The organism is uncultured Algibacter sp. (genome assembly GCF_947487605.1).
Classification (GTDB): domain Bacteria; phylum Bacteroidota; class Bacteroidia; order Flavobacteriales; family Flavobacteriaceae; genus Algibacter_D.
Window position 1 is genome coordinate 95,943 of record NZ_CANKXK010000010.1, and the last position, 25,709, is coordinate 121,651.

The window sequence follows — 25,709 nt, forward strand, 5'->3', positions numbered from 1 at the left end:
CTAACAAACCAAAAACACTAAACTATGGGCATCATTTCTTTTGCGGCATTTACATTATTAGTAGCCGTTATTTCTTATTTGTCAACGCGTAAAACTAATGAAAACTCATCTGACGGTTATTTTCTTGGAGGTAGAAGTTTAACAGGACCAGTAATTGCGGGATCATTATTGTTAACCAATTTATCTACTGAACAGATTGTAGGGATGAATGGTATTGCTTTTAGCGAAGGAATATTAATTATGGCGTATGAAGTTGTTGCTGCAATAGCCATGATTTTTACGGCTATGGTATTATTACCTAGGTATTTAAAAGGCGGGATTGCTACAATTCCACAATTTTTAGAAAGACGTTATGGAAAATCTACAAGAACTTTAGTAACTATTTTGTTTTTGTTTGGTTATGCCATTTCTATGTTACCAACAGTATTGTATTCTGGAGCATTAGCTATTAATACCATGTTTGATTTACCTGAAATGATGGGCTTAGGAGATAAATCGGCTTTATGGGTAACCGTATGGGGTATTGGTATCATCGGAAGTATTTATGCCATTTTTGGTGGTTTAAAAGCAGTAGCAGTTTCAGATTCTATTAATGCTGTAGGTTTAATTATTGGAGGCTCTTTAATTCCTATTTTTGGACTAATGTATATAGGAGATGGGAATGTTTTTCAAGGGATGGATATATTAACAACTAATTTACCAGAAAAATTTAGTGCCATTGGAAGTAAGACATCTTCAGTACCATTTTGGACCTTATTTACAGGAATGCTGATTGTTAATTTTTACTATTGGGGAACCAATCAAGCCATTATTCAAAGAGCTTTAGGAGCCAAAAACTTAGTAGAAGGGCAAAAAGGATTATCGTTAGCCGCTTTTGTAAAAATATTAGGACCTTTTATAGTCGTATTACCAGGAATTATTGCGTTTCAAATTTTTAATGGCGATTTACCTAATGCTGACGAAGCGTATCCAATGGTAGTTAAGAAAGTATTGCCAGTATCTTTAATTGGTTTCTTTGCAGCGGTTTTATTTGGTGCTATTTTAAGTTCATTTAATAGTGCGCTAAACAGTTCTGTAACCTTATTTGGTTTAGATGTTTATAAAGAATACATCAATAAAGATGCTAATGAAAAACAGGTGGTTAGAGCTGGTAAAACTTTTGGATTCTTTTTAGCTTTACTTTCTATGGGTATAGCACCTTTATTATATGGTGTTGAAGGTGGTGTTTTTAATTATCTACAAGAGTTAAATGGATCTTATAGTGTACCCATTTTAGCGATTATATTAATAGGATATTTAACTAAAAGAGTGCCTAAAATTGCAGCAAATATTTCTATTGTATTTGGTCTTTTTGTATATCTCATATCTTTATACGTCATTAAACCAATAATGGTAAGTTCTGCTTTAGAAAAAGCTCAGGCTAGTGGAATTACAGATGCTGTAGCCTTAGATTTGGTTAAGGTTGAAGCTTTTCCACATTTCTTACACCTAATGGGATTGATATTTTTAATCATCGTTATCCTAATGCTAATTATTGGGAAATTAAAACCAAGAACTGAAGATTACGTGCAAGTTTATACAGAGCAAGTAGATATCACACCATGGAAGTACATGAAACCAGTTGGTTTTGGAATTTGCGCTATTGTAATTTCAATTTATATTTATTTTACTTAATATTAGATACAAGATAGATATCACGTTAATATAATTCTGCTAGTTTTAAAAACTTTGTAAGGTTTTTTGCTAAGGACTAATACCTACAAAGCAAAAAAAGATTTGACAGGATTAAAAAACGATTTTGTTTTATTACGATTTTAAGCTATTTATATTTATCAAACTTAGGTCTATAGATCAATACTATGTGCTAGGCAAAGCACAAACATTTCTATAATTCATCAGAAAAGTTTTATTCTACAATCGAGGACATTAAAAAAATGTTATCTTTCGCTTCATTAGATTACTAGAGATGAGTTTAAACTTTGTGAATATTAGTCGTTTAAAGATTAGAGCATGTCTTCTAATGATACGACTTTTGGCTTGATAATAGGAATAACCTTTCTTTTTGGTTTATAAATTCTCAAAAGTTTTATTTTAAGATTTTATTATGCAATGTAAATATTGTATACATAAATGACAATATATCATATATTTTATTATATTTGTTGCTATAATAGCAACTTTAATGAATAAACTACCTTCACAACCTATTCTTGGACTCATAGATGGTATGGAAGTTTTACAACTTCTAGCTTCTACAGATACAGAAATGTCAGGTGCCGATATATCTAGAACTTTAAAAATTGAAAAAACAAAAGTAAATAGAATTCTTAAAACACTGGCTTATCAAGGTTTTGCAGAGGTTTCAATAAATAAGAAATACAGACTGGGGCCTGCTATACATGTATTGTCGGCTCAAATTTTACACGGATCTAAACTTATTAAAAATGCCTTAAGGTATTTAATAGAATTAACAGAATTGAATGTGGTGGTTGCCATGGGTGTTTTATGGCGCGATAAGGTGGCTTATACCTATCACTGGGAGCCTGGGATAGAACCAGTTGATGGATTAGGAAGAGTCGATTTGTTCCCAGCAACACAATCAAGTATTGGACTTAAACTTTTATCTGAAAAAACAGATGAGGGCATCGCAGAAATTATTGATTTTAATGAGGTAATATCTGGTTTTAGTTCTAAAGATGATTTTATGGCAACCATCAATCAAATTAGAAAACAAGGTTTTGGATACACGGTTTTTGGTAGCAGAGCTAGTATAGCTGTGAAAATAGGAGAACCAGCAAGAGCAGCAATAGCCTTGGCAAATATTAATAATGAAGTGCCTGTGCAGGAATATATTGATGTTTTACAAGAAAAAATAGCCAAAATTGAAGAGGTAATGACTTATAAGCATAATTTTATAGGTGTTTAAACAACACCCCCAACTAATTAACTAACCAACTAAACTAATTTTATGACTTCAAAAGATCTAATTGTCTTTTTTTTATATATCCTGGGGAATGTGGGTATAAGTGTTTACTTAGGTAGAAAGATAAAAAACTCTAACGATTATTTTGCTGCAGGAAATCAATCATCTTGGTGGTTGAGTGGATTGTCTGCTTTTATGACTATGTTTTCAGCAGGAACCTTTGTGGTTTGGGGTGGCATTGCATTTAAGGCAGGTTTTGTAGCTGTAAGTATTTCAATGTGTCTTGGTATTAGTGCACTATTTGTAGGCTATTATTTGGCAGGAAAATGGAGGAAACTGGGAGTGTCTTCAGCAGCAGAATTTATTTCTTTGCGCTTTGGAAATTGGGCATTAAATGTTTACACCTGGTTTAATATTTTGTACCGTTTATTGGGTATGGCAGTAGCATTGTATTCTTTGGCGGTAGTCTTACAGGCTATAATACCACTTAACTGGAATGCGATGTTTATTGAAAGCATAGGTATTTCAGCTGTAAATACAATAATCATCTTTTGTGGTATTATCATTATTTTATATACCATTTTTGGAGGCTTATGGGCGGTTTTATTAACAGATGTATTGCAGTTTATTATTTTAATGGTTGCAGTAATAGCTGTTATTCCTTTAGCACTATCTAAAATGGGAGGTGTCTCAGCTTTTGTAGATAAAGTTCCAGACGATTTTTTCAACCCAGTTAACCAAGAATTTACATGGGTGTTTATGGCGGCATGGGTTGTTATTCATATGTTTAAAGTAGGAGGCGAGTGGGCTTTCGTACAACGTTTTATATGCGTAACTACTAATAAGGAAGCACGAAAAGCAACCTATTTATTTGGGTTATTATATTTAATAAGTCCTGTTATTTGGATGCTACCTCCTATGATGTATCACGTAATAGACCCATCAGCAGATTATGAGCAAGCTTATGTTTTGGCTTGTAAATATGCACTTCCAGAAGGTTTGCTTGGGCTTATGATAGCTTCAATGTTTGCAGCTACAGTTAGTATGATAAATTCTGAATTAAATGTATATGCAGGCGTATTAACAAAAGATTTTTATAGTAGAATCTTTAAAAAAGCCAAAGAAAAAATATTGGTAAGGGTTGGTCGAATTTTAACATTAGTTTTAGGAGGATTAGTAACGTGGATTGCTATTTTAGTACCAAACATGGGTGGTGCAGAAGATATTATATTATCTATTACAGCATTAGTCGCTGGTATTACTGTTTTACCTGTTTTATGGGGTATGTTTTCGCCAAAAATTAGTGAAAAAGGCGTTTTTGCCGCCATTATTATAAGTGCTATATTTTTAGTCCTCATTAAATATGGCTATTTAAGTGATGATGGTTGGTTTAGGGGGAATGTCTCTGCTGATTTTTCAGAATGGCTTTCAACGTATTACAGAACTATAGAGGCAGTAGCAGGTGTTCTTATTCCAGTTGTTGTTTTAACAGGGATTGAAATTTTAACCAAAACGGAGAGTCCTAAATTTATAAAAATCGATCAATCAAAAGAAGCCGATAAAATAATCGAACCATCGCTATTTCCTGGTAAAATTATGGCAATATCAATTGCTGTATTGGCTTGTATCGTTACCATTTTAGCTGTTTTAGCTACAGCAGATGTCGCATTCCAATGGATTCTTGCTTTAATATTATTTGTGTTAAGCGGACTTATTTGGATGTCAATTAAAAGAATAGAAAAGAAAAGAACTTTAATATAATAATGAAAAAAAGAGAAGAGAATTATCAGGTTGTTGTATGTGGAGGTGGAATGGCAGGTTATTCAGCTGCAGTGGCATCAGCACGTCAGGGTAAAAAAACGTGTTTAATACAAAATAGACCAGTATTTGGAGGGAATTGTTCTTCAGAAATTGGAGTTACCATCCATGGGGCTGCTGCGTTTCATGCTTATGCTAGAGAAACAGGTATTATTTCAGAATTAATGATTGAAGAAAGAGCTGTAAATCATGCTGAAATTTATGAAAACGGTTGGATAAATAGTGTTTGGGATATGGTCATGTATGATCTAGCTGTTAAAGAAGAAAACCTTACATTTTATCTGAATACTGAAATGGTTGATGTTGAAATGTCTTCGGATAAAAAAAACATCAAAGCTGTCATTGCAAATATTCAAAATGCTGAAACAGAATTAACAGTTAATGGTGATGTATTTATTGATTGTACTGGAGATGGTGTTGTAGCAGATAGAGCAGGTTGCGAATGGCGTATGGGAAGTGAAGGAAAAGATGAGTTTAACGAAATTCATGCACCAGAAAAAGCAAGTGATGATGTGATGGGGAACTCCATACATTTTAGAGCGAAAGATATGGGAAGACCTGTGCCTTATAAAGCACCTGATTGGGCTGTAAAACATGACGACCCTGCATATTTTTACGAGCAAGGAAGAATTCCAAAAGAAAAAAGAGGTGGTTTTTGGTGGATTGAAATAGGCGTGCCTTTTCATACTATTTATGATAATGAAGATATTCGTCATGAATTAACCAGACATACATTGGGGATTTGGGATTGGATGAAAAACCACGACCCTATCATGAAAGAGCAAACCAAAAACTATGCTTTAGATTGGATTGGGCAAGTTCCAGGAAAGCGTGAAAGTCGTCGTATTATGGGGGAGTATTTAATTAATGAAAACGACATCCAAGATAAAACGGTTTTTAATGATGAAGTTGGTTTCGGTGGCTGGTTTATAGATTTACATACTCCAGGAGGTTTGTTGGCAGAACATGCTGAACAATCTGCAGCAACTGAAGGCGAAGAGTATAACACCTTTAATGAATATTTAGTACAATCGTATTGCGGACCTTATGGGTTTCCTTTACGTTCTCTAATAGCCAAAGATGTTGATAATTTAATGATGGCAGGTAGAAATATTAGTGCAACTCATGCTGCATTAGGAACATTACGTGTAATGGGAACTACCGCTACAATGGGAGAAGCAGTTGGAATAGCGGCTTCCATAGCGTTAGATAAAGGTAAAGGGGTTAAAGATGTTCCTAAAGATTTTATAGAAGAAGTACAGCAGGAATTATTAAAAGGAGGTTGTTTTTTACCAAACTCTAAAAATGAAGATGTACTTGATTTAGCGCTAAAAGCAAATGTTACTGCTAGTAGTACAGATAAGTTATACGGTGCTGGACCAGAATCAAAAGGCGCGCATCATGGCTTGTCCATTTGGACAGACCAACCTCAATATCATGTTGAGGTTTTAGAAACTATAAAAGGACAAATCATTGCTATTGACGGTTCAAAAATAGAAACACTTTCGGTGTGTTTATCAAATTTATCAAATGAAGATCAAGAGGTTGAAGCTTGGATTCATGCCATAGATCACCTTTGGGACTATAGAGTAAATCCAGATCAGCCTTTGGCTAAAACGGTATTGAAAGTTCCAGTAGGCGAAAAGGTTTGGGTAGATTGGAATGTAAATTTAACACCAGATAGCGGACTTTCTAAAGACCAATACATCAGATTAGATTTAGGAGTAAACAAAAATGTTGAGTGGAAAGAAGCAGGTTGTATTATTCCTGGGCATACAGCAATGTATCAAATAGGTGAAGAGAAAATGAGACGTTATTACAACGGTAATACCTTAAGTTTCAAAATATCACCAGAACAAGATTGTTTCCACGCAAGCAATGTAATTAGTGGTGTTACACGCCCTTATCAATACACGAATGTTTGGATGTCTGACATGAATTTACCATTAGATCAATGGGTTAAATTATCGTGGGACACTCCACAAGAAATTAACAGTATTCAATTAACATTTCCAGGGCATCTATTAAGAGAATATCATGCTTATGCACCGTTTTATAAAGACCCGCAATGTCCGAAAGACTATGAAATTTGGGCATTAGAAAATGGGGAATGGATAAAACTAGAAACCGTAGAAGGGAATTATCAACGTCAAAGAAATCATAAACTAACTAAAACATATCATGCCAATGAATTAAAAATTATTGTAAAAGCTACCAACGGAGATACAAGAGCTTGTATCTACGAGATTAGAGTTTATTAGTAAAAAAAACGAGGCTATCAAGGGTATGAGAGACCCTCAATAGCCGTAATAAATAACTATCACTTAATTAATAATTATCAAACGACTAAACTATGAAAAATTTTTTTAAGGCATCCTTTGTAAAAAAAGGAGCATTTAAAGTTTTGTTAATGATTTTTATGGGATATTCAATTGCAGGTTTTGCTATTGATGATTCTGTAAACTCAATTTCAAAATACAACATCCAAGAAAGAACCATTACTGGAGTTGTAACAGATCAAGGAGGGATTCCCTTGCCAGGAGTTGCCATTGTAGTTAAAGGCACCTCAAAAGGCACCTCTACAGATTTTGATGGAAATTACACTATAAGTGTAAATAAAAATGACACCTTAGTATTTAGTTACTTAGGGTTTATTACACAAGAGATTTTAGTAGGAACACAAACCAAATTAACTATTGTTTTACAAGAAGATGTATCTCAACTTGATGAGGTGGTTGTAGTCGGATATGGTACTCAGAGTAAAAAAGATTTAACAGGTTCTGTATCCATTGTTGGAGGTGATGATCTTGTAGCTAGAAGTACTACTAATGTTTCTAATGCTTTACAAGGTCAAGTTGCTGGTGTTACGGTAACAAGAAGTAGTTCTGCTCCTGGTTCAGGAAATACCATTAGAATTCGTGGTATCTCTACACTTGTTGGAAGTAGTGATCCGTTGGTATTAGTTGATGATGTTCCTGTAGGGAGTATAAATGATGTGAATCCAGATCAAATAGAATCTATGTCTATTTTAAAAGATGGTGCGTCTGCATCTATTTATGGATCTCGTGCAGCTGCAGGTGTTATTTTAATTACCACAAAGAAAGCCAAAACAGGTAAGTTTACGGCTTCGTATTCCGGGGAGTATGTAATTAATACGCCTACCCAAATTAGACGCCCAGTTGGTGTTATAAGGTATTTGGAAATGTTTAATGAACAGGTGTGGAATGATGCTGGAAATGATCCTGATGATCAATTTCCTCAATTTGATGAAGAATTTATAAACAATTACCTCGCCAATAATCAGATAGATCCAGATAATTTTCCTAATACAAATTGGAGAGATTTAATTTTAAAGAAAAATTCTACAGGTAACCGTCATAGCATGACATTTTCTGCGGGATCTGAAAAAGTTAAAACTGTGGCTAATTTTGGCTATGAGTCTCAAGACGCATTGTATGCAGGTCGGGAATGGAAAAGAATCACAGGGCGTATAAATAATAGTTTAAAGTTTACTGATAAATTTGGTGCTGATTTTAATTTTGCTTTTAAATTAACGGATTCTGATACACCTGGAGTAGATCCAACAGTTCGTGCCATTGAGGGCGCTCCAATCTATGCTGCGGTTTGGGAAAATGGAAATGTTGCGGAAGGTAAAACAGGGGAGAATATTCATGCCAGATTGCATCATGGTGGATTTACTAAGAGTAGAGATCATTTATTCTATGGGAAATTCGGACTACATTTTAAGCCCATAAGCTCCTTGAAGTTATCGGTTAATATAGCGCCTAAATATAATTTCACAAAATGGAAAGATTGGAATCAAGAAATTCCGTACTGGGCTTTTGATAATGCAGAGGAATTAGGTGCGCCTGAAGGTTATATTATTGGCCATGCAAGTTCAAATATTACCCTTCAGGAAAGACGAGATTCAGCCATTACCTTAACAACACAGTTTTTGGCTAATTTTGATGAAACTTTTGGAGACCATACCGTTAATGCTGTTGTTGGTTATGAAGAGTTTAAGTCTGAGGTAGAAAATTTTAGAGTAGATGGTAACAATTATCTTGATAATAATTTTCCGTTTATTAACCGGGCGCCAATTGGACAAATTTTTAATAATGGAACAAGCTTTAAGGAATTGGCTTATCGATCCATGTTTTCTCGGGCCTCTTATGATTATAAGAAAAAATATTTAATACAAGGAAGTATAAGAAGAGATGGTTCTTCTCGTTTTGGATCTGATTATCGTTATGGTAATTTCCCGTCAGTTTCTGCTGGTTGGGTAATTTCTAAAGAAAACTTTATGAAGCCGTTTAGTAAGACCATTTCATTTTTAAAGTTTAGAGCATCTTATGGAGAATTAGGAAATGATAGATTGGGTAGTAATTATTTATATCAGGCTAACATTCAACTTTCAGATGTGTTGTTTACCAACGGTAATGATATCGAATCACTGCGTTCAGGAGGTCAAGTTAATTTAGCCATACCAGATATTACTTGGGAAACCACCAAATCAACCAACTTTGCTATAGACCTAAACATGTTTAATGATAAATTATCATTAACAGGAGAGTATTTCGAAAAGAAAACAGAAAATATGTTACTAGGCAGAAGTCTTCTTAGATATTTTGGATATCCAGATCCAGATGATAATGTAGGTGAGATGACTAACACGGGTTGGGAAGCATCAGCAACTTGGAGAGATAATATTGGAGAGTTTAATTATTCTATTACTGCTAATATGTTTGATTCTAAATCAAATATTGATTTTATAGATGGAAAGGAAATCTTTCCTAATAATACTAATTTCATCCAAACTGAAGGGCAAGAGTTTAATACCTTCTTTGGCTTGCAGTCTGATGGTATTTTCCAAACTCAAGAAGACGTAGATAATTCTCCTGTTCTAAACAATAGAGTTGGCCCAGGAGATGTAAAATACAAAGATATTAGTGGGCCAGATGGTGTTCCAGATGGTATTATTAGTGATGAAGATAGAACCTTTTTAGGCGGTGCCTTACCAAGATATCAGTATGGCGGAACCATTACTATGGGCTATAAAGGATTTGATTTTGGACTAACATTTCAAGGAGTAGGTAAAGACTTATCAAATATTGGTTCTGCTTATATTAGGCCTTTTAAAGAATCATTTTTGTCTCCACCAGCTCTATATGATGGTAATTATTGGAGTGCCTATAATACGCCTGAGCAAAACTTGGTTGCCAAATATCCTAAATTATCTGAGACATCAGCGGGTAATAATTACCGTTTTTCAGATTTTTATTTAAAAGATGCATCTTATTTGAGAATAAAAAATATTACGCTAGGGTACACATTACCGTCTGAGGTGTTTACAAACACGGGTATTTCAAGAATTAGAATATATGTTTCTGGAAATGATTTGTTCACTTTTGATAATTTACCAGATGGTATAGATCCAGAACAAGGAGGAGGAGATTATTTAATAACAAAATCTTATATAGTCGGTTTAAAACTTAATTTTTAAAAAAAAAAACGATGAAAAAATATTTAAATAAATGGAAAGTAGCATTTGTGGTTGCATTGAGCTTATTTTCTTGTAACGAGCTGGATTTGGTTCAAGTAGATAATCCAAGCACTTCAAGTTATTTTGCAACTAGAGGCCAATTTAGAGAAGCCCTAAATGAAGGATATAGACCGGTATGGTGGAAATTTGATAAATCTCAAAACGGAATAGATGATGATTTTATTCGTCGTGCGTTTCTTGACGCCGTAAAAGCGGGAACCATTGATTCTGAAAATGGCCGTGCCTTGACCAACTGGACGGATGTTTACAAAATTATAACACGAATGTTAGTTGTGGTTGATAGAATAGAAGCTGACGAATCCATATTGGGTGATACGGATAAGGCGGCGTTTAGAGGTGAAGCTTACTTTTTTTTAGGCGCATTTTGGTCATACTTAATTAACCATTATGGCGATGTGCCCTTTTTTGAAGAATCTTTAACTATTGATGAAAGTTTTGTACTTAGTAGGACAAGCAAAGCAGAAATTTTGCCAAGAATTTATGAATATTTTGATATTGCTATTGAAGGACTACCTCCAAATCAAGATATTGCTGATTTTGTGAACAAAGGAACAGCCTATGCGTTTAAAGCAAGAGCTGCGTTACTTCAAAACGATTATGCAACAGCGGCTACAGCTGCAAAAGGTTGTATGGACTTAGGAGTATATGATTTGCACGCTAATTTCGCTGATCTTTTTAAATCGTCAACAGTAAACTCTGACGAAATTATTTTTCAATTACCTAATAGTGTTGATTTTGATCAATTTAATGGTAATACCAAAGATTTTATTCCGAGAAATTTTGGAGGATTTTGTGCTAGAAACCCAAGTTGGGAATTGTTAGCTACTTTTGAGTGTACTGATGGGTTGCCAATTGATGAATCACCATTGTTTGATCCTCAAAATCCATTTAAAAATAGAGACCCACGTTGTGCCATGACTATTGTACCATTTGGATCTCTTGAAGATGGAGACGGATTAGGACCCGATGCTGGTTCAAATTTCAATGGTATTGAGTATACTCCACACCCATTACGCAGAGAAGTTCTTGATTATTCTACAGGAAATATGAGAGTTAATAACGACACGAGATCTAGACAAAATTTTGCGTCTTTTAATGGGTTGGCTTGGAAAAAAGGTATTGATGAAGACTGGGTTGATGATCTTGCTGAAGATAGTAATGATATCTGGATGCGCTATGCTGAAGTACTTCTAACATATGCAGAAGCGAAAATTGAACTAAACCAAATTGATGCTTCGGTATTAAAAGCAATTAATGATGTTAAAGAAAGAGCATATAGAGGAACTGGAAAATCAGCACCGCTGGTAACATCAACAAATCAAGCTGAGTTAAGATTGAAAGTTAGAAATGAAAGACGTATGGAGTTTGCAAATGAAGGCATTCGTTATATGGATTTAATTCGTTGGAGATTTGCTGAAAAAGTATTTGCCACAGGGATTATTGGTCAGTTAAACGTAACTAGATCTGCAAATCCAGGAGGGCCATTAATGGATAATTTGGTTAACCCAGGGCTTTATTTTTGGGGACAGACTCCAGAAATTGATGAAGATGGATTACCTGATTTTTCAGGTCTATTGGAAAATGATTTTTGTAGAATCTTAGCGGATACAGAGTTTCCAGAGAAACAATACTTATGGCCTATACCTAGTGCCGAAAGGGAAAAGAATGATAATTTGTCACAAAATGAGGGTTACTAAATAGTAAAGTAATACCCTTCCTCGAATAAGCACTATTTGAGGAAGGGTTTATTATCTCATATTATAAGAGATATGTAATTCAAGGTATGTTCTAAACACTTAAATGAAAAATACAATGGGCACTTTTAAATCAAAACAAACACTTAAAATATTTACTACTTGTTTTGCTATAAGCATGTTGATATTTAGTTGTAAGACAGAAGAAAAGCCACCAAATATTATCATACTATTAGCAGATGATGCAGGGTATGCAGATTTTGGGTTTAATGGTAGTAAAGATTTAAAAACACCAAATATAGATAAGTTAGCAAGTCAAGGAACAGTGTTTACAGATTTTCATGTAAGTGCTGGTGTTTGTGGCCCTTCAAGAGCAGGTTTAATAACAGGGCGTTATCAACATCGCTTTGGAGCAGAGTATAATGAAAACCCTGTACCAAAATCAGAAATCATGATGTCTGAAGTTTTTCAAGCCAATGGTTATAAAACAGCTGCTTTTGGAAAATGGCATTTAGGGTATAAGGAAGCACATCATCCAAACACAAGAGGCTTTGATGAGTTTTACGGGTTTATAGGCGGGCATCGTCATTATTTTCCAGATAAAGAGGTTAAAAATAATGGTAACTCTATGCAGCGCAATGGAGAATATGTGAATTTTGAGGGCTATCTCACAGATGATTTAGGTTATAAAGCTTCAGATTTCATCAAAAAGAATAAAGAAAACCCATTTTTCATCTATTTAGCATACAATGCGGTGCATACACCAATGGAGGCTACTAAAGAAGATATGGCTTTATTTAAAGGGCATTCAAGGCAAAAGTTAGCGGCCATGACTTGGAGTTTAGACCGTTCTATTGGACATGTTATGCAAACTTTAAAAGATGAAAGTATAGATGACAATACCATTGTGGTGTTTTTTAGCGATAACGGTGGGCCAACTTCTAATACATCATCTAATGCGCCTTTCAAAGGGACTAAAGGCACAGAGTTTGAAGGCGGACATCGTGTGCCATTCATTATAAAGTGGAACGATAAAATTAAAGCCAATGCAAAATATACAAAGTTAACATCGGCTTTAGATTTGTATCCAACGTTTTTAAAAGCTGCGGGTATCACAGAGCAACCCAAAAACAAATTAGATGGTGTGGCGTGGCAACCCTACTTAAATGGAGAAATTGATGAAGCACCACATAAGCAATTGTTTTGGCGCATCAATCCTTGGTCTGCAGTTCGAGAAGATTCTTTAAAAATTGTGAGAGCAGGAAAATTTGGTGAAGGCTTTTATAATTTAAGCAACGATATAGGAGAAGTCAATAACCTAATAGAAGAAAATAAAGTAACTTTTGAAAGATTAGTCAAAGATTATGAAGCTTGGGAAAGCGAGTTTCCAGAGCCAACAGGTATTGGTAGAAGCCCTAAATGGGAAGAAGTAAAAGGCTATATGTATCAAGATATGTTTAATAATAGACCAATCAGAATTCATTCGCCAGGGCAGTTAAAAGCATTTAAGGAGAAGTTGAAAAAAGAAGAAGAAAATAGCAAATAAGATGAGCGGTAAATTCCAGATTTTAGATTCAAAAAGGTATTATATTATAATGTTGTTTTTCGTTGTTTTTGTGTCGTGTAATACAGCAAAGAACAAAGAAACTAGTATTACAGGGACTAATGCTGTAACAGAAAAACCAAACATCATATTTATTTATACTGACGACCAACGTCAAGATGCTTTAGGTGTTAATGGGAATGAAGTCATTATAACTCCAAAAATTGATGAATTTTCTAAAGAATCTGTGCAGTTTTCTAATGCCAATGTCGTTTTTGCTTTATGTAGTCCAAGTAGAGCCGCATTGTTAACAGGACGTTACGGAAGTGCCAATGGGGTGTTAGAATTAGGCAGTAACTTAAATGATAATGAGGTTTCAGTCGCCAATTATTTAAAGAAAATAGGATATAATACTGGAGTTTCAGGAAAGTGGCATTTAGGGCAAGAACCCAAAGATTTAGGTTTCGATTTTAGTGTGATTTTTCATAGTAATGGGGCTTATTACGGAAGAGCCATTGATGATATGGGAACTCAAGTAAAGCCTGAAAAACATTGTGATGAATATTGTGTAGATCGTTCTATAGATTTCTTAAAAGAAGCCGCCAAAAAAGAGCAGCCTTTCTTTTTATATCATAACACACAGTTACCACACATGAACGGTGTTTTAAAATGGCAAGCGAAACAAGAAACTTTAGATAAGTACAATCAAGAGGATATGCCTGTGGCAGCCAGTAGAAATGAAGATTTATCCGATAAACCAAAATATTTAAAGAAGGTTAGAAATTTAAGACAAGCCAAAAAATACGGGTATCCTGATGCTGAGGCTATTCAGAAGCATACCAAAGAATATTATTCAGTAATTACTGAAATGGATGATGCATTAGGACGTTTATTTCAAACCATTGATGATTTAGGACTTCGTAAAAACACGTATATCTTCTTTATGAGTGATAACGGTTGGATGTTGGGAGACCATGGATTTACAAGTAAAGTATTGCCGTACAGACCAGCAACACGCGTGCCATTTTTTATTTTGGGTCCAGACTTGAAAAAAGGAACTAACGATAGAATTGTATTGAATATAGATATGGCACCAACCATATTAGAATTGGCAGGTGTAGAAATTCCAGAGGATATGCATGGTACAAGCATGGTGCCTTTATTAAAAGGAACTGCAAAAAATTGGAGAGAAGAGTTTGTATATGAAGGCTTAGGAACTTACGGAGGTGCAAAACCTAATTTAACCGTAATATCTAAAGATTATAGATATATAAAAACCTTTGAAAATTCTGAATTAAATGCTACTAATTTTGAAGAATTGTACAGTCAAGAAGCAGATTACGATGAGGTGAAAAACATTGCAAAAACAGAAGAAGGTCAAGAAATTATTAAAAAGTATAATGAAGCTATAGCAAATCATAAAAAGGAAGTTTTAAACAAATAGTTTAATCAGATTCAAGCTATAACGCATATTCAAAGAAAAGTAATTTTATTGGTTTAAACAGATTAGCAACCCCATAACACTATTCTGTTAGGATAGAAGACTCTTAAAAATTCAGAAGAGAACGAGAGAAAATTAAAAAGAAATATTCATAAGAATTAAAGTATAACAAATGAAACATCTAATTCAATCTATAGTTTTAGTATCACTATTTTTAGTGGTAAGTTGTAAAGAAGCGAAAGTAGTAATTCCTGATGGAGAAGTAACAATTTTCCCAGAAAAGGAAAAACAAACCGTTTGGGGTATTGGTTTTGAAATACAAAGTGATGCCATAGGTTCTGGAAATACAGGTTTACCCGATAATAAGCATGCGGTACCACATGATTTAACGCCATCAGAAAGAGAACGCTTTGCAACTGAAATGCTAAAAGGATTCCGTTATTGCCGATTAGCAGGAGGTTTATATTGGAGAGGTTTAGATGAAACCAGAAAATATTTACGCCCGCGTTGGCCAGAACAATTGGAAGAACTTCGACAAATGATGGAAACAGCAGGTGTAGAAGGGGTGTCTTTAGAATACTGGTCACCAGCACCATTTTGGAAAGCTAACAATAGTTATGTAGGTAAGAACAATAAAGATAAGTACAATACATTACGCTGTTTTGGACCCGATTTTGGAAAAGATCCAATCTATAAAGGCGATACCATTCAGTTTTTAAAAGACTTTGGAGCTGCCTGTGTTGAAGACATTAAAACCCTAAAAGCAGCTGGTATTAAAACGGTGCAATGGGGCTTACAAAACGAGCCGTTTACCAATAACGGACAATATTCAGCCTGTAAATATTTTACAGCTAAAGACTATGTAGCTGCACATACGGCTACAGCAAAAGCAGTTAGAAATTACGATGATTCTATTTTGTTAATGAGTGATACGGAGTGGGGTTTTCCAAAGAAGATTGCTAAAGGTATGAGCGACCCAGAAGTGGCGAGTTTGGTTGATGCTTATGTGATTCACTCCATTGGTGTAGATTCAGAAAAAGTGATGGACTATCATAAGAAAATCACTAAAGAATTACCTGCACGTCCGTGGTTTCAAAATGAATATGAATACTTAAAAGGAGGGGCTACTCCAGAACGTTGTTTAAACACGACGCAGCATATTATGAATTCGTTTCAACTAGGAGAAAACCCTACTTGGTACTGGATTCACGCTTTAAAACCATTTAAAAACTCTGAAGCAAGTGGGTATTCTCTTGGGTTTTGGAAATCTTTGGATGACACTAAACCATCAAAAGATATAAATGCTTACGAGCGTTGGGTAGGAGGTCCAGAAATTACAGATTTACCAGAAGAATTTAAAACTATGGAGTTTGTAAATATTCAGCGTAAATCAAATAAAAAACCTGGGTTGAGTTTCAATTTTGTGTTAAATCAAAATGCTACGGTTTATATGTTGGTAGAAAATAAAGGTGGTTTCATCCCAAAAGATTGGCAATCAACTGATTTTAAAGTAACTTGGAGTGGGGGAACAGATGTCGTTTACAAAAAAGAATTAAAAAAAGGCTCTCATGCTATTGGTGCTCACAAAGGAAATGAAGGCGAAATTTACGGAGCTCCGCATGCCATGTTTGTTCAAGCTAGTGACGCATCTACTTTTAAATTGGATGTAGGGGTAAACAGCCCGATGAAAATACGTTCAGAGGCTATGAAGCTGGAAAAAGCTGCAGCCAATTTAAAACCAGGGCATTGGTTTTTTAACGATTACAACTGGAATGCCGTAGGAAGTTTTGTAAAACGTATGCCATGGGATTGTAAAGTGTTAGATATTAGTGAAGCTAATTATAACAAAGATGCCAGAGTATTAGCTTTTGTAAAACCTAATGGAAAAAGAACCATTGTAGTGTCTAATAGAACAGGAAAAGATTACACCTTTAGTTTGAATACAGGAATAGAGAACCCTAAATGGAAAGGCTATCGATATACACCAGATAATAGAGGTGAAAACACCATGGGTCTTGAAATAGGAACAGCAAAAGGTGCTGTTTTAACACCAACCCTACCACATTTAAGTTGGGAGTTTTGGGAGGAGCAATAGATAAAGTAATAAGCTAAAAAAGAAAATTATGAAAATGAAAACAGTACTAGGTTTTTTCCTGTCATTTTTTGTGGTGGGATATGTAACTGCGCAACAAATTAGTGTAGATGCTGATGATTATAAACAAGAATTTACAGGTACAGGAGCAAGTGCAGGATTATATATTGGACATTATTTAAGTCTTTCTGAAGCAAATAGATTGGAGGCTTCTAGAATGTTATACGAAGATTTAAAGTTAAATGCTTTTAAAAACTATACGAGACATAGACATGAAGATAGGCCCGATGTTTACGATAATATTTCCGTTGCAATTGCAAATGCTAAACTGTATAATCCCAATTTGGAGATTATGATGTGTACAAACAATCTACCTGATGATTTGGAAATTAGTGAGCATGAGCATGACCCATCAATTCCAAATATCATGGATAAGATTGCGGAATATTATTTTAGTGTGTGTGAAGGGTATTTTGATAGAGGGCATACTGTGGATATTATTGAATTGATAAACGAAAAAGGATATCTTTCAAAGAAAACAGATTTGTATGATATGGCTGCAGATAAGTTCAAAGCACTAATCAATGATCCAAGTTACAATACAAAAGGTGTACCTATGCCAAAAATTGCTGGTCCAGGAACTTGGAGTGCAAAATCGCCAAAAACTTTTATAAATGGATGGAAAAATGACAGACCAAATGCATGGGCTAATGTAGATATTGTAACAACACATGGTTATCAAGATAGTAGAGAAGAAAATTTTACGGAAACCTTTAGTTTATCAGAAGGAAAACCGTTTTATCAAAGTGAGCAAACAGGTAAAATACAAACAGACGAAGCCAATGGGGTTGATGTTTTAGGAGAGCAGTTTCCAGATCCAACATATTACCCACCATTTGTGAGTGATGCAGAAATTGCAAAACAAATGATTGATTTTTATAATGGTGGAGGTAATTCATTTTACTGCTTTTTAACCAATACAGCAACTACAGCGCATAATGCAGGGCTTATAGGAACACCATGGGGAGGTACACCTGGAAAAACATGGATATACGATGGATTCAAGCATTTATCGGCTACCCACCCTGTCGGTTCTAAACGCGTTTCAAGAGATTTTACAGATGCTACTAATCAGTATGGAGATACTAAACATAAAGTAGTCGCTTTTAGAGAAGAAGGTACTAATTTGGTATATGTGCATATTTTAAATTTATACAACACTAATAACCAAATTAATTTAGATTTTAAAGGAGATGGCATCAAGCAAGTAAAAGTAATTCATACTGATGAGTTTTTGGATTTTGCTGAAATTGAAAACACCACTTACACAACACCACTAAGTGAAGTTGTTATCAATACAACACCTTATAGTGTAACAACAGCCATGGTAACTTTAGAAGGGTCTTCAACGCAAACCCTACAAAGTCAAACGATAACATTCAACTCTATTAATGATGTTCAGGATGATGTGACTGATTTTGGTTTAACTGCTTCGGCTTCATCTACCTTACCTGTATCTTATGAAGTATTAAGTGGACCTGCTACCATATCTGGTTCTACGCTATCAGTAACTGGTGTTGGAGTTGTTAGAGTACGTGCAACCCAAGCGGGTGATGCGACTTACTATAAAGCTGCTCCAGTTGATCAAATTTTTTATGTAAGACCAAGTGGCCCTAATATCGCTTTAAATAAACCAGCAACAGCAAGTTCTGAATTTAGTTCAACTTACACTCCTGATAAAGCAGTTGATGGTAATATTGTTGATAACTCGAGTCGTTGGGTTACAAGTAGCAGTATTTCTAATTTTGGAACGACCCCACAATGGCTAGAAATAGAATTAGGTGCTAATTATGATATAGATGCTATGAGTTTTTATACGGGACTTAACGGTTATAATAGACAAATATATGAGTTTGATTTTCAGATATTTAATGAGCAGACGAATAGTTGGATAACCGTTATTAGCGAAACAGATAACATCAACCCTGTGTATTTAAAAGCATTTACAACTACAAGAGGGAATAAAGTAAGGTTATATATGGATGGGGCACCAAGCGATTTTATTGCGAGATTATACGAATTGGAAGTTTTTGGAACCTACCATTCAGAACTTGGGGAAACTTTAGATAATATTGCTTTAAATAAAACAGTAACAGTTACAGGAACCAATGGAGCAACCCATTGGACGAATGGAAGCACAAATTATCAATACCTACCTGAATATGCCGTTGATGGTAATATCGTTGATGCTGATAACAGATGGGTATTTGACTTTGGAGCGAATGCCTTACCCGTTGAAATGATTATTGATTTTGGAGAGGATTACGTTATAGATTCATACAACTTTATAGAAGGAAATGATGCCAGTGAAGATTTTGAGTTTCAATATTGGGATGAAACAGACGGGCAGTATAAGAATTTGTTAAATGTTACAGGGAATACTTCTCTTGAACATGGACAAATTTTTCCAACCAAAGAAACTACCGATAAATTAAAGATTATCTGGACAAAACATCAAGATTCAAAATATATCCGTATGCATGAAATTCAGGTATTTGGTGCTTTAGCGTCGGGTTTAAGTGTTAATGATTTTGATAAATCACAATTTCAAATTTACCCAAATCCAGTAAAGGGTAATCAATTACATATTAAAGGTAGAAATACTATTGAATCTGTATCTATTTATAACTTATTGGGTGTACAACAAAAAGTTAATATTAATAGCGATATAATAGATGTTAGTAACCTCTCAAGCGGATTGTATATTCTTAATATCAACAATCAATTTAGACATAAATTTATCAAGCAATAATAATATGAAAGCAATATATACATTAATAGTTTTTTTGTTTTTCAGTTTCTATAGTCAAGCACAAATGGTAGATTCAAATACGCCATCAGGTGCCTTACCAACAAATACCTATTTGGGCTCTGATTGGGCTTTAGATTTTAGTGATGAGTTTGAAGATGCCACAGTGAACACAGCTAAATGGAATATAGATAATAGTACAAATTCTAGAAATCCTAGACCTGCTATTGGAATTAACCGTTGGTTTTGGAGAACGCGTAGTGTGTCTTTAGCCAATGGAAAGTTAGAGCTTAATGTTGAAAAGACTGACTGGCAAACCATGGTTTGTGGTTCTATAAATACAAATAATAAATATGAAACCACTTATGGCTATTATGAAGCCAGAATACAAATTGCAGAGACAGATCATGGCACACACACAGCCTTTTGGTTACAAGGTGATAATATGGTGAATGGCACCCCAGCAGATGATTCAGGAGCAGATGGTGCTGAGGTTGATATTTTTGAATCGGCGTGGTTAGGAGATTTTACAAAAGCCGTAGTTCATATCGACGGTTATGGGGCTAATAAACAAGCTAGTACTAAGCAATACAGTACCCCAGGTATTCATACTGGATATCATACCTATGGTTTTTACTGGACTAAAGAATATATGCGTATATATTATGATGGCGTATTAAAAACCACCTATAAAGATCCTAAATACATTCCGCAAGTTGATGAATATTTATGGCTTTCAGATGGGGCAAGTTTTGGTTTAGGTGATGAACCTGATACAGATGTTTTTTTTGTTGATAGGCCTATTGGGGATTTAACAAAAGCTTATGTAGAATATATTAGAGGATGGAAATCATCAAAAACAAATATAGCTGCTGGTAAAACGGTTACTGTATCTAGTGAAAGAAACGGATTCCCAGCAAGTAATATAGTTGATGGAGAAACCGTAGCAAATGAAAGTAGATGGCTTACTGCTGATGCAGCAAACGGAATAGGTTGGGCAGAAATAGATTTAGGAGGTACTTATAATGTAACTGGTTTTAGAGCCCTCTCAGGTTTTGATGGCTTCAATAGACCTTTTCAAGATTATCAATTTCAATATCATAATGGCACTACTTGGGTAGATATTGTTAGTATAAATGGAGAAACAGATGCCATAGTAGAACAATATTTTATTGGAGTAACTACCGATAAAGTAAGATTGAATATTACAGGAAATAGTGAGCCTTTTATTCGTTTATATGAGTTAGAAGTGTATGGAGAATCTGTTTTAAGTGTTAATGACTTCAATAAAAAAGAGATGATAATTTTTCCAAACCCTACAACAGGAGAAATAACATTCAAAGATATTAATCAAGAAGTAGAGGCTAACATCATGGATGTAAGAGGCGCTGTTATTAAAACTCAAAAAACTAGATATAGTATCGATTTGTCCTCACTTCCTTCTGGGATGTATTTTGTTGCTATAAAAGGTTATAAAACAGAAAAAGTAATTAAACTATAAACAATCTCAATCAAACTAAAATTCATCAAGCTAAATGAAAACCTATTTCCAACTGTGTATTGTATTATTGATATTAAGTTCATGTACTCAAGAAAAAATCGAAAGACCAGTATATGTCGCTGAAAAATGGGAAAACCCTGAATGGGAAAACCCAGAAATTTTTCAAATCAATAGAGAAGAACCTACCGCAAGTTTTTATAAATATGCCGATGCTGCATCAGCATTAAAAAACGAAAGTTGGGAGAATTCACCAAACTACAAATCGTTAAATGGCGAGTGGGATTTTTATTATGCCGATAGTGTACAAGCTCGTCCTACGGATTTTTATAAAACCGATTTTGATATCAGCGGATGGGATAAAATTGAAGTCCCATCAAACTGGGAATTAAAGGGGCATGGTATTCCAGTTTATACAAACATTATTTATATGTTTCCACCAAACCCACCTCATATTCCTCATAACTTAAATAATAACGGAAGTTATAAAAAGGAATTTGAAATTCCAGAAAATTGGGATGGTAAAGATATGTATTTGCACTTTGCAGGTGTAAGTGGCGCCATGTATGTTTGGGTAAATGGTGAAAAAGTAGGGTATAATGAAGGAAGTAAAACACCTGCCGAATTCAATATTACAAAATACATCAAAACTGGTAAAAATTCTTTAGCAGTACAAGTAATGCGTTGGTCTGATGCCAGTTATATGGAAGATCAAGATTTCTGGAGATTGAGTGGTATTGAGCGCGATGTGTACGTTTATGCATCCAACAAAGTAACGCTTAGAGACTTTAGAGTAACCTCTGACTTAGAAAATAATTTTAAAGATGGAATTTTTAAAGCCGCTTTGAAAATAGATAACAACACAGATGCTAATGCAAGTAAAGAAGTTTCTGTAAAGCTATTAGATGGAGATACAGAAGTATATGCTGAAACAAAAACAGTTGATTTAAAAACAGGTAGAAATACGATTGATTTTTCAAAAAACATTCCAAATGTTAAAACGTGGAATGCTGAAAAACCAAACTTATACACCTTGCTGATTACAGTAAATGGAGAATCAACATCCATAAAAGTAGGGTTTAGAAACATTGCCATAAAAAACAGTCAGTTTTTAGTAAACGGTAAACCGATATTGTTAAAAGGCGCAAACCTTCATGACCATGATGAAATTACAGGTCATGTGGTTACAGAAGCCTTAACACTAAAAGATTTAGAGGTGATGAAACAAAATAACCTCAATGCCATTCGTTGTAGTCACTATCCTAAAAATCCACATTTTTACAGATTATGCGATAAATATGGGTTTTATGTGATTGATGAAACCAATATCGAAACCCACGGAATGGGTACTACCAACCAAGGTTTGGATAATAACAAAAAGAAACAATCGGTTCATCCAGCGTATTTACCACAATGGAAAGCCATGCACTTAGATAGAACCGTAAGAATGTTTGAGCGCGATAAAAATTATCCGTGTATCGTAACTTGGTCTTTAGGAAATGAAGCTGGAAATGGAGACAACTTTTACGCCACTTACAAATGGTTAAAAGAGCAAGATAATACAAGACCTACGCAATATGAAGGTGCAACAGGCTATGAAAATAGTGATATTCAAGCACCAATGTATTGGTCAGCAGAACGTATGATTAAATATGCCGAAAGCGGTAAGCCAACACGTCCATTAATTCAATGTGAGTATGCACATGCTATGGGAAATAGTGTAGGGAATTTACAAGATTATTGGGATGTTATTGAGAAATACGATATTATGCAAGGAGGCTTCATCTGGGATTGGGTGGACCAAGGATTGTTAACCAAAAACGACAAAGGTGAAGCATTTTGGGCGTATGGAGGCGATTTAGGAGGTTTCGATTTACAAAACGACGAAAACTTTTGTTTGAATGGTATTGTAAATCCTGATAGAACTGCGCATCCTGCATTACACGAAGTAAAAAAAGTGTATCAATATGTTAAATTTAATTCGAAAAACCCAAAATCAGGAGTTGTTGACATTAAGAATATGTATGATTTTACAAACTTAAATGAATACGATTTCTCTTGGAAATTATTAAAAGAAGGTGTTGAGGTAGCCTCAGGAGATTTACCTAATTTGGATGTTGAACCTTATCAAACAAAACAGGTAAATATAGCGTTACCTGAGTTAGAAGATGCATCAGCAGAATATCATTTAAATCTATATGCAAAATCTACATCAGCAACAGATTTGATGCCTAATGCACATTTGGTAGCTTATGAGCAGTTACAGGTTAACAATCCAAAGACAAAAGTTGCATTACAAAAAGCAAACGGAGAATTAGAATCAAGTTCTGACGCAGCAATTCTAAAAATTTCTGGAGAAGGTTTTCATATGAGTTTTGATAAGAAAACAGGAACTTTATCTGGTTTAGATTACGGTAATGGAAATATCTTAGTAGAGGGTATAAAAGCCAATTTCTGGAGAGCGACAACCGATAATGATTTTGGCTTTAAAATGCCAAAGAAATTGGGTGTTTGGAAAGAAGCTACTAAAAATCAATCATTGATGTCTTTAGAAGAAAGTAAAGACACCAACAACAATAAAGTGGTAACTGCCAAATACAGTTTACCATCCGTAAAAGGTGCTTTGGTGATTGAATATACAATTAATGCTTTAGGTGAAATGTTAGTACATACAAGCATTACAGGTATCGATTCAAAATTACCAGTATTACCACGTTTTGGGAATAATTTCATTGTTAAAAATGAATTTGATAATGTAACTTGGTATGGAAGAGGGCCTCACGAAAATTATCAAGACCGTTATACATCGGCTTTAGTAGGAAAGTATGAAGCATCTGTTTCAGACTTGTATTTTCCTTACATTCGTCCGCAAGAAAATGGTTATAAAACCGATACGCGTTGGGTAACCTTTACAAACCAAGCAGGACAAGGCATCAAAATTATAGGAACAGATTTCGTATCATTCAGCGCACACCATCAGTATAATGACGATTTTGATGCAGGTAAGAAAAAAGCACAACGTCATACCACAGATATTGAAAAAAGAGATTTCGTAAACATCAATATTGATGCAAAACAAATGGGTGTTGGTGGCGATACCAGTTGGGGAAGAATGGCACATAAAAAATACCAAATTCAAGCACAAGATTTAACATATAGTTATATGATTAAACCTGTAAAATAAGAATTCACAATGTTTAAAATTCGTTTTTTTTTAATCGGTGCATTTACCACATTAACTGTAAATGCCCAGTTAGAGAAAAACGAATTTGTTTCTGGCGAAATTTGGAAAGACACTAACGGAACGCATATCAATGCGCACGGTGGTGGCTTTCTGTTTTACAAGAATACCTATTACTGGTTTGGAGAGCATAAAATTGCAGGCAGTCAAGGCAATAGTGCTATGGTAGGTGTTGGAGTATATGCTTCCAAAGATTTATACCATTGGGAAAATAAAGGTATTGCTTCAGCAGTTACAGAAGATAAAAATTCATTAATACAAAAAGGCTGTATTATTGAAAGACCTAAGGTAATTTACAACAAACACACTGATAAGTTTGTGATGTGGTTTCATCACGAATTAAAAGGGCAAGGTTACGAAGCTGCTTTAACGGGGGTTGCTATTGCTGATACTATAACAGGCCCATACACCTATTTAAAAAGTTTTAGAGTACATCCAAAAGTATTACCTCAAAATTTTTCAGAAGCACAGTTTTTAAAAGCTAAACCTATAAACAATAGAAAAGATGAAAACTGGAAACAAAAGGTAATAGATGGCGCTTATTTTGTGCGAGATTTTGAAGAAGGACAAATGTCAAGAGATATGACCTTGTTTGTTGATGACGATGATGTAGCGTATCATATTACGGCATCCGAAGAAAATCAAACATTACTAATTTCAAAGCTATCGGATGATTATTTATCCTTAACACATGAATATATTCGTGTATTTCCTGGTGGACGAAACGAAGCTCCTGCAATCTTTAAAAAGGATGGGAAATACTATATGTTTTCATCAGGTTTAACGGGGTGGAGTCCAAACCCTGCAAAATTAGCGGTATCTGATAAAATGATGGGAGACTGGACATATCTTGGTAATCCTTGTAAAGGTTCAGAAAAAGAAAAGAACACCACATTTTGGTCGCAAAGTACTTATGTATTACCTGTGCAAGGTAAAAAAGAGGCGTTTATTTTTATGGCAGATAGATGGCAACCTAAAAACCCAATTGATGGGCGCTATGTATGGTTGCCTGTTCAATTCAAAAAAGAGATTCCTTTTTTAGAATGGTTTGATTCGTGGGACTTGTCTTTTTTCGATAACTAATTTA

General features: G+C 34.6%; 13 protein-coding genes. All 13 read left to right on the plus strand.

What is annotated here, in order from left to right; genetic code table 11:
• Positions 1 to 24: 24 nt before the first annotated feature.
• Entirely contained in the window at positions 25 to 1,674 is a 1,650-nt protein-coding gene (locus Q0739_RS12020) for a solute:sodium symporter family transporter (RefSeq protein WP_298238984.1), read from the plus strand.
• 508 nt (positions 1,675 to 2,182) lie between these two features.
• The gene (locus tag Q0739_RS12025; RefSeq protein WP_298238985.1) at positions 2,183 to 2,926 is read left to right on the plus strand and encodes a helix-turn-helix domain-containing protein; all 744 of its coding nucleotides are present in this window, start codon (positions 2,183 to 2,185) and stop codon (positions 2,924 to 2,926) included.
• Between the two features lie 42 nt (positions 2,927 to 2,968).
• Positions 2,969 to 4,684 carry a sodium:solute symporter family protein gene (locus Q0739_RS12030; RefSeq protein ID WP_298238986.1) on the plus strand — a complete coding sequence of 572 codons (1,716 nt, stop codon included), beginning with the start codon at positions 2,969 to 2,971 and terminating at the stop codon, positions 4,682 to 4,684.
• A 2-nt stretch (positions 4,685 to 4,686) separates the two neighbouring features.
• Complete coding sequence (locus tag Q0739_RS12035; protein ID WP_298238987.1) at positions 4,687 to 7,002, plus strand: FAD-dependent oxidoreductase; 2,316 nt, start codon at positions 4,687 to 4,689, stop codon at positions 7,000 to 7,002.
• A 92-nt stretch (positions 7,003 to 7,094) separates the two neighbouring features.
• The gene (locus Q0739_RS12040; RefSeq protein ID WP_298238988.1) at positions 7,095 to 10,244 is read left to right on the plus strand and encodes a TonB-dependent receptor; all 3,150 of its coding nucleotides are present in this window, start codon (positions 7,095 to 7,097) and stop codon (positions 10,242 to 10,244) included.
• 11 nt (positions 10,245 to 10,255) lie between these two features.
• Complete coding sequence (locus tag Q0739_RS12045; RefSeq protein ID WP_298238989.1) at positions 10,256 to 12,001, plus strand: RagB/SusD family nutrient uptake outer membrane protein; 1,746 nt, start codon at positions 10,256 to 10,258, stop codon at positions 11,999 to 12,001.
• A gap of 103 nt (positions 12,002 to 12,104) precedes the next feature.
• Entirely contained in the window at positions 12,105 to 13,544 is a 1,440-nt protein-coding gene (locus Q0739_RS12050; protein WP_298238990.1) for a sulfatase-like hydrolase/transferase, read from the plus strand.
• A 1-nt stretch (position 13,545) separates the two neighbouring features.
• On the plus strand, positions 13,546 to 14,985 hold the full coding sequence (locus tag Q0739_RS12055; RefSeq protein WP_298238991.1) for a sulfatase-like hydrolase/transferase: 1,440 nt from the start codon (positions 13,546 to 13,548) through the stop codon (positions 14,983 to 14,985).
• Between the two features lie 169 nt (positions 14,986 to 15,154).
• Positions 15,155 to 17,077: a glycoside hydrolase family 30 beta sandwich domain-containing protein gene (locus Q0739_RS12060; protein ID WP_298238992.1), complete on the plus strand. Its 1,923-nt coding sequence runs from the start codon at positions 15,155 to 15,157 to the stop codon at positions 17,075 to 17,077.
• A 34-nt stretch (positions 17,078 to 17,111) separates the two neighbouring features.
• Positions 17,112 to 19,886, plus strand: coding sequence for a discoidin domain-containing protein (locus tag Q0739_RS12065; RefSeq protein WP_298238993.1), 2,775 nt, complete (start codon positions 17,112 to 17,114; stop codon positions 19,884 to 19,886).
• 4 nt (positions 19,887 to 19,890) lie between these two features.
• Positions 19,891 to 21,384: a family 16 glycosylhydrolase gene (locus tag Q0739_RS12070; RefSeq protein WP_298238994.1), complete on the plus strand. Its 1,494-nt coding sequence runs from the start codon at positions 19,891 to 19,893 to the stop codon at positions 21,382 to 21,384.
• 34 nt (positions 21,385 to 21,418) lie between these two features.
• Positions 21,419 to 24,565: a glycoside hydrolase family 2 TIM barrel-domain containing protein gene (locus tag Q0739_RS12075; protein ID WP_298238995.1), complete on the plus strand. Its 3,147-nt coding sequence runs from the start codon at positions 21,419 to 21,421 to the stop codon at positions 24,563 to 24,565.
• 9 nt (positions 24,566 to 24,574) lie between these two features.
• Complete coding sequence (locus tag Q0739_RS12080; RefSeq protein ID WP_298238996.1) at positions 24,575 to 25,705, plus strand: glycoside hydrolase family 43 protein; 1,131 nt, start codon at positions 24,575 to 24,577, stop codon at positions 25,703 to 25,705.
• Positions 25,706 to 25,709: the final 4 nt, after the last annotated feature.